Raw genomic sequence first — 6467 nt, forward strand, 5'->3', positions numbered from 1 at the left:
CTTGGAGCTGCTTTTGTTCCGGTGCCGGTGGTTTCCACGGTCTCAATTTGTGTTGTCTGTCTTGGCTGTATTGGGCTATGAGCCTTGCATCTTGTTTGTCGGTTTTGGATCGTTGCAGTTGGGCGATAGCGTAGCCTTTTATCTTTCGGGGATTTTTTACTGTAATTGTGTAATTTCGGTGGAGATATTCAGCTATGGCTTCATAGTAGGTTCCTGTTGCTTTGCAACAGCAATGGAGGGTTTCAGGTACTTGGTGGCCGTTTAGCCATTCTGTGAGTTGTCGGAATCCTTTCGTGTTGTTGGCAAATTGTTTTTGATGTTATTGGCCGTCTGAAATCAAACAGCAATCTATTGTGAGTTTGGAGACGTCTATGCCTAAGTACATGGGTTTTACCTTACGAATTCGGGCTTGTTGCCCCAGATAGTATTCAAACTTGAGATGTACGAAAGCCCACGCTTCTATCTTTCTCTCAAGGTTAGGCTTTAGCCGTGCTTTCGAAGTCGTGGGTTTTGCTTGGTATTTCGTCAAACGCCAAGCCCTGAAAATGCCGGTTTCACGTTCGGGGCTTGGGGCTTTGGGTTTTGCCTTCGGCGACGTTCGCCACGTGGCAGGCGTGCTGGGAGATAAAACCACCCAGACCACCATGCCCAAGCGTATTTTATGGGCGGGACGTCAAGGGGCGGATGTCCATCTGATTTTAATCAGGCCACGCCAGCCCTTACGTTCGTATATTGTCGCTACAACGATTCCTGCTATAAATGCCAACCCGCAACTCATCATATCCCTACCTTTGCACCTTGGTTTGATAACGCCTTTTCCGCATAACCGTCATACATTAAATTTTGCAGACTCTGCCCGCCCATTACCAGCACCTGCGCACCTTCTTCGGCCGTCTGAATATCGGTAAAAAATGCAGGAGGGTTAGAAACTGTAATTCAAGTTGAAACCGTAAACGGTGTTGGCCGTCTGAAAGCCTTCGGGTTTGTGAAGAGGCTTGCCGGCAAACAAGTCATAAGAAAATATACCGCCTACTTTATGACTGTCTCTGAAACCGGCTACCGCGCCCGTCAGCCGGTTGCCCGAGGCATATCGGGCACTTTCACCCGATATACGGCCATAGTCCGTACCGAGATAGAACTGATGGCGCGGATGGAAATGCCAGCCTAAAGTATTCTGCCAGTAGAAGCCGCGCTCTCCGGAAAGACTCTGTTCTCCGTCAAATCCGCGAACGGTGTGGCGGCAGCCGATGGAAAGTTTGTCTTGCGAAACCAAGGGGGTTTTGTTCCATTGGGCATGGATGGAGGTTTCGTATGAAAACTGCTATTTGCCTAAGATAAACGGGGCGGCTGCGTCCAATCTCGCGGTAATGACTTCTTTCATGCGTGAAGTCCCTAAGACCGTATCGATGCCGGCGTTTTCTTCCGGTGCGGATATACTTTGCCGCATACCGGTGCCGCGTTTGTAGGATAATCTGCCATCAAGCTGCCAGCGGCCGAGATAGGCGCGGTGGCGCAATTCTGCCGCCCAGCCGGCGGTGCGGCGCCGTTGTACTTCGATTTCGGTATCGCCGATGTATTTGTAAACCTGCCGTGCCCATAATTTGATGCCGTCCGTGGTTTTATGGCGGCCGTTGCGCCAAATCATTCGCCCGGCAGTAAGACTGCTGTGATATTGTTTGCCGTTGTAATCATAATTGACGACATGACCTTCCGTGGCTTCATGGTAACGGTAGCCGCTGTGATCGAAGGAAAACAGCCATTTTTTGGCCGGCACCGAATAGTGCACGCTGTAATTTCTCGAACCGCTTTTCGTTTCCGTCCCTGCAGCATCGGTAAATTCTGTTTGATGTGCCAAACCGCGTCCGTAGGAAACATAAAACAAGTCGCTCAACCCCAAAGGATTGTCGAACGATAAAGCAGCATTGCCCTGATATTTGCCGGTGCCGCCGCCTGCATCATCTATGCCGATGCTGAAGCGTACGGGTTTGTCCTGCCGCCAATTGACAAGCAAATCACTTTCCCCTCTTTTTTCAGACGGCATAATCCGAATATCCGCTTCAACGCCCGGCAAGCGGCGCAGGTTCTCCAAACCTTGTTCGATGTCGCGCAGATTCAGGATTTTGTTCTCGCTCAAAGGAAATTTGTTAGCGAAAGCTGAAATGCTTCCTGCTTCGGTGTTTGAACCTCTATTTTCTTGATGGCGGACAGTCCCCAGCCTGCCTGCTATTATACTGAGCTTCAAGATACCGTCTGCCATATCTTGGGTTCCAATCACTGCCTGCGAAGTAATGTATCCGCGAGCAAGCAGAACATGCTGCGCGGCCTTTTGCAGTTTGTGCAGATTGCTTGCGCCCAAGCATATTCCCGGTTTGAAGGCTGTTTGGCGGATAACGGCAGCCGGCAAAAAAGAAAATTGACGGCCGGCCCCCCATTCAATTCCGGCCACTTTGGTGCAAGGCGTTTCATCTTCAGCCAGTGTGTAGGAAATGGTTTCAGAAGGTTGCTCTAACCGCACATTGGATTCTGCCTTCAGTTGATTTTCCAGATTTTGCTGATGCTGGATGGCGCGTACCAGCCCGGTATCATGTTCTTCCGATGTATCGGCATGGGCAGGAAAAATGACGGTAAGGGCAGAGGCCGCTACTGAAAAAGGAAGAGAGATGAGGGGGTTCATGGCTAAAATTCGCTAAAAGCCAAAATCTTAAAGTTAAATTATGTTTTGATATTTTCCTATAAGTTAATGTATATTTACAATTAGAAAATAATAATTATTTCCAATATTAAGGAAATTGGAAAAAGCCTGTCGTAGGGGGTAAGCAGAAAACAGGAGTGGCAGTTTCGCAGGTTGCCATTGATATCAGAGAAGCCGTTTAAATCTGTTTTCTGCTTGGAGGCATGGGGACGTTTCTACTGAACCGTGATAAGTAACAGGGCTGCGACAGGCTATTTTTATGTAGGCAGAATGCTTTTTCATGCTGTCTGAAACGTTACTGCAACCGGAGCTTTCTGCCTTTCCCAGCCGGTTGGCGGTTAATCCTTTCGAATAGCCGGGCTAAGGTGTCATCTTGTACCGGCCAATTACGGAAACGGCAGAGCATGAGGCTATATCCTCAAAACCGCAAAAGAAATAGCAAGCAGCTAAACAGGTGGATAAGCAGCGCTCTGATTCGGGATCGGGGAGGCTGTGCCACTGGCCGGGCAATATGGCTTTGAACATGGGAAGCAATGGATAAGCAGGGTGGTCATGGATGTAGCCTTTTACTGGTGAAGGTGTTGCCCAAATGGGTGGCCAATGAAGCACTTGACCGAGTTTAATCAAAAAATGACTGTCAATGTGCTTAGCTATCATGGTTTGAGCTTGTCGGTAGAAGAAGCTGCTTATGGAAAAAAACACCCCTAAATTCTTTAAAGATGAATTTAGGGGTGTTATAGGGTTTTTGCAAAGGCCTCAGGCTGTCTGGATATTATCCACTGCCAGCGTCTTTGCAAAATTCCCGTCTTTAGCAGATTTCTCCGCGCCGCGTTTCTCAAACACCGGCCTACCTGCACGTTCCTCGATACACCTGCTTCAAACCATACTCAAATCCGGAGTTTTGCAAAGTCTTCGCCCAATTTTTCCTAATAAGAAACATTACATCAACAAAATACCTATTTATCAACCAATCTGATAAACCTATAATACATACATCGGTTGAACACAGCAACCTTTAACATTTACACTTAACTCATACACAATATTTATTAAGGAATTTATCATGAAAACCATCCTATTCACGACTTTGATTGCCACCGCCGCCACTTTGGCCGCTGCCAAAGGTGCACAGCAACCAGATTGGGACCACGCCAACGATTCAGGTCCGATTGTCGGCCTGCAACAAGTGGAACAACCGCAAGGCCAACGTTTTAAGAAAATAGACCGCATTGAATACACAGCCCCAAGTATAGGTGTACGCCAATCAAGCGATATCCGTTACAACGACACCCACGCCCGCTTGGCAGCCGAAAAATAATGCCGAACGCATAAGCCCAAGGCCGCCTGAAATCCGTTTCAGACGGCCTGATGTGTTGGAAAAGGCTGGATTGTTGGCATGTTTATACGGAACGGCTTTTGTTTTTGCCGAAACGATTGTTTACTGTGCGACTTTGCTATGCCTTTCGGCATTCTCGGCGACGCGCAAAATTCCCAAATAGGTTTTCAGGCAAAACAAAAAATGCCCACACCGCTGAAATTTTCCACATTCAGACGCAAAGGCATCCGCCTTTCGCAATTTGCAACAATCCGTTAAAATAAAGGCCGTCTGAAACCCATTAAAGGAATCGCCATGACCCGCATGGTACATTGCGTCAAACTCGGCCGCGAAGCCGAAGGCATGAAATTTCCGCCTCTGCCGAACGAATTAGGCAAACGCATTTTTGAAAACGTATCACAAGAAGCATGGCAGGCTTGGACACGCCACCAAACCATGCTCATCAACGAAAACCGCCTGAGTCTGGCCGACCCGCGCGCCCGCGAATATTTGGCGCAACAGATGGAACAATACTTCTTCGGCGACGGTGCCGACCAAGTACAAGGTTACGTGCCACAAGAACCAGCCTGATCTCCTCCACAGGCTGTCTGAAACCCTTTCAGACAGCCTTTTAACCATTCCCTTTTTTTATCCTCCTTTAATTTTCCTATGTCGCACAACGTTTGGATACACGCGGCCCGCCTGCGTACCTTGCCCTTGGCAGCTACTTCCACCGCATGCAGCTGCCTGCTGGCCGCGTTGCAACAACGATTCCACAGACCGACGGCGCTTTAACCGTTACCATGGCGGTATCCTTGCAGGTATTTGGCAATCTGGCCAATGCCAACGATTACGGCGATGCACAAAACGGCGCGGATTCAAACGGACGTCAATGCCTGCCGCGTATGGTGGCTTCCGGCCACATCAGCCGCCGCGCCATGTGGCAAGGTTTATGCATCAGCGCCATATGTTTGTTGCCTGCCCGGCATCGCCCTGCTTGCTACCGCGTTACCGACATTGGCACAAAACAGCGGCATTGATCGGCTTTTGTGGCTGCTGCTCGGTGCGGCAGAATTAGCGGCAGCTTACAGCTACACCGCCGGACGCAAACCTTACGGCTATATCGGTTTAGGCGATGCAGCAGTATTTGTGTTTTTCGGCTGGCCGGGGTGGTATTGGGCAACAAATATCTGCACACAGGCCGTCTGAATGCCGCTTCAGTGGCTGCCGGCCAGTGCCATGAGACTATGTGCACGATGATGCTAAACCTCAACAATAATGTGCGACATCCAGCATGACCAGGCAAGGAACACATGGCCGACGGTGTATTTTCACAGCTTGGCTTGGTTGTTTTTACAAGTCTTTATGCCCTCGGCAACGTTTGTCCGCTTGAATTTATTGAACAATACACCATCTTCTTCCAAACTGGACCAATTGCTGCCACAATGGAGCATGGCGGTTTTGACGTGGGTGGCCGGATTGGTACCATTTGTTTTTATTTGAATACCAAGCCGATAAATTCCGCCCAAAAACCGACAATTACTGTTAAAATCGGGTTTCGTTCATTTCCACACACTTAATTTTTCAGGAGCAAACGCCATGCAAAACGACGTTTACGACTACACTTCCGGCAGCGCAGTTCAGAAAAACACTGTGTTGCAAAAAACCTACCGCCTGCTGGGCTTGTCTTTTATCCCAGCCATAGCCGGCGCTTTCATCAGCGGCAAAATGGGCTTCAGCATCTACAACGTCTTCGGTGGCGGCTGGATGGCGACCATTGCCTTTTTCGTGTTTTTCTACGCCATGGTATTCATGATTGAAAAAAACCGTTACAGTAACACTGGCGTGACCCTGCTGATGGCGTTCACTTTCGGCATGGGCGTGTTGATCAGCCCGCTGCTGCAATATGCTTTAGGTATGTCCAATGGCGCGCAGATCGTCGGCATTACGGCTGCCATGACCGCCGCCGTGTTCTTCACCATGTCGGCGATGGCACGCCGCACCAATCTCAACATGAGCTCGCTCAGCCGTTTTCTGACCGTCGGCGCGGTGATTTTGATGATTGCCGTGGTGGCCAATCTGTTTATGCAGATTCCGGCTTTGAGTCTGACCATTTCTGCCGGTTTCGTTTTGTTCAGCTCTCTGCTGATTATGTTCCAAGTACGCCAAGTGATTGACGGCGGTGAAGACAGCCATATCAGTGCCGCTCTGACCATCTTCATCTCTTTGTACAACATTTTCAGCAGCCTGCTGCATATTTTGCTGTCATTTGGCGGTGACGATTAATCAGTTTATCCATTGAAATCAGCGCTTTTAAAACACGTTTAAACACACAACAGGCCGTCTGAAACGGTGTGCAGGGCGCACCTGTTTCAGACGGCCTGAACCTTTACCAAGCCCCGGGTTCAAACACGGTTCAAAGCAGAGGCATCACAGAAAGCGCAGACGCATCAGACAGAC

At 49.2% G+C, this 6467-nt stretch carries 8 protein-coding genes and 2 pseudogenes; 8 read left to right on the forward strand and 2 right to left on the reverse strand.

All coding sequences use genetic code 11. From position 1 onward, the window contains the following. Positions 1-385 (reverse strand): annotated as a pseudogene (locus C7N83_RS12510) (IS110 family transposase); the annotation flags it as partial. A 118-nt stretch (positions 386-503) separates the two neighbouring features. Here C7N83_RS12510 and C7N83_RS14955 point away from each other — a divergent pair. Continuing rightward, positions 504-908 (forward strand): hypothetical protein, encoded by a 405-nt coding sequence (locus tag C7N83_RS14955; RefSeq protein ID WP_170064910.1) that lies wholly within the window; start codon positions 504-506, stop codon positions 906-908. Between the two features lie 14 nt (positions 909-922). Here the strand turns inward: C7N83_RS14955 and C7N83_RS12515 are convergent. Further along, positions 923-2674 (reverse strand): annotated as a pseudogene (locus C7N83_RS12515) (ShlB/FhaC/HecB family hemolysin secretion/activation protein). A gap of 706 nt (positions 2675-3380) precedes the next feature. Between C7N83_RS12515 and C7N83_RS12520 the strand changes: the two are divergent. The 7 genes from C7N83_RS12520 to C7N83_RS12550 all read left to right on the forward strand — a co-directional run bounded on the left by C7N83_RS12520 (position 3381) and on the right by C7N83_RS12550 (position 6293). After that, positions 3381-3668 (forward strand): hypothetical protein, encoded by a 288-nt coding sequence (locus C7N83_RS12520; protein WP_106743041.1) that lies wholly within the window; start codon positions 3381-3383, stop codon positions 3666-3668. 87 nt (positions 3669-3755) lie between these two features. Continuing rightward, on the forward strand, positions 3756-4010 hold the full coding sequence (locus tag C7N83_RS12525; protein ID WP_106743043.1) for a hypothetical protein: 255 nt from the start codon (positions 3756-3758) through the stop codon (positions 4008-4010). A gap of 312 nt (positions 4011-4322) precedes the next feature. After that, the gene (locus tag C7N83_RS12530) at positions 4323-4598 is read left to right on the forward strand and encodes an oxidative damage protection protein (protein ID WP_095503041.1); all 276 of its coding nucleotides are present in this window, start codon (positions 4323-4325) and stop codon (positions 4596-4598) included. A gap of 92 nt (positions 4599-4690) precedes the next feature. Further along, the gene (locus tag C7N83_RS12535) at positions 4691-5047 is read left to right on the forward strand and encodes a UbiA prenyltransferase family protein (protein ID WP_106743045.1); all 357 of its coding nucleotides are present in this window, start codon (positions 4691-4693) and stop codon (positions 5045-5047) included. Further along, positions 5025-5216, forward strand: coding sequence for a hypothetical protein (locus C7N83_RS15375; protein ID WP_106743047.1), 192 nt, complete (start codon positions 5025-5027; stop codon positions 5214-5216). The genes C7N83_RS12535 and C7N83_RS15375 overlap by 23 nt, the downstream gene beginning before the upstream one ends. Positions 5217-5320: 104 nt before the next feature. Further along, the gene (locus C7N83_RS12545) at positions 5321-5587 is read left to right on the forward strand and encodes a hypothetical protein (RefSeq protein ID WP_146135161.1); all 267 of its coding nucleotides are present in this window, start codon (positions 5321-5323) and stop codon (positions 5585-5587) included. A 19-nt stretch (positions 5588-5606) separates the two neighbouring features. Then, on the forward strand, positions 5607-6293 hold the full coding sequence (locus C7N83_RS12550) for a Bax inhibitor-1/YccA family protein (protein WP_106743050.1): 687 nt from the start codon (positions 5607-5609) through the stop codon (positions 6291-6293). Positions 6294-6467: the final 174 nt, after the last annotated feature.

The sequence above is a fragment of the Neisseria iguanae genome, from assembly GCF_003013245.1.
Classification (GTDB): Bacteria; Pseudomonadota; Gammaproteobacteria; order Burkholderiales; family Neisseriaceae; genus Neisseria; species Neisseria iguanae.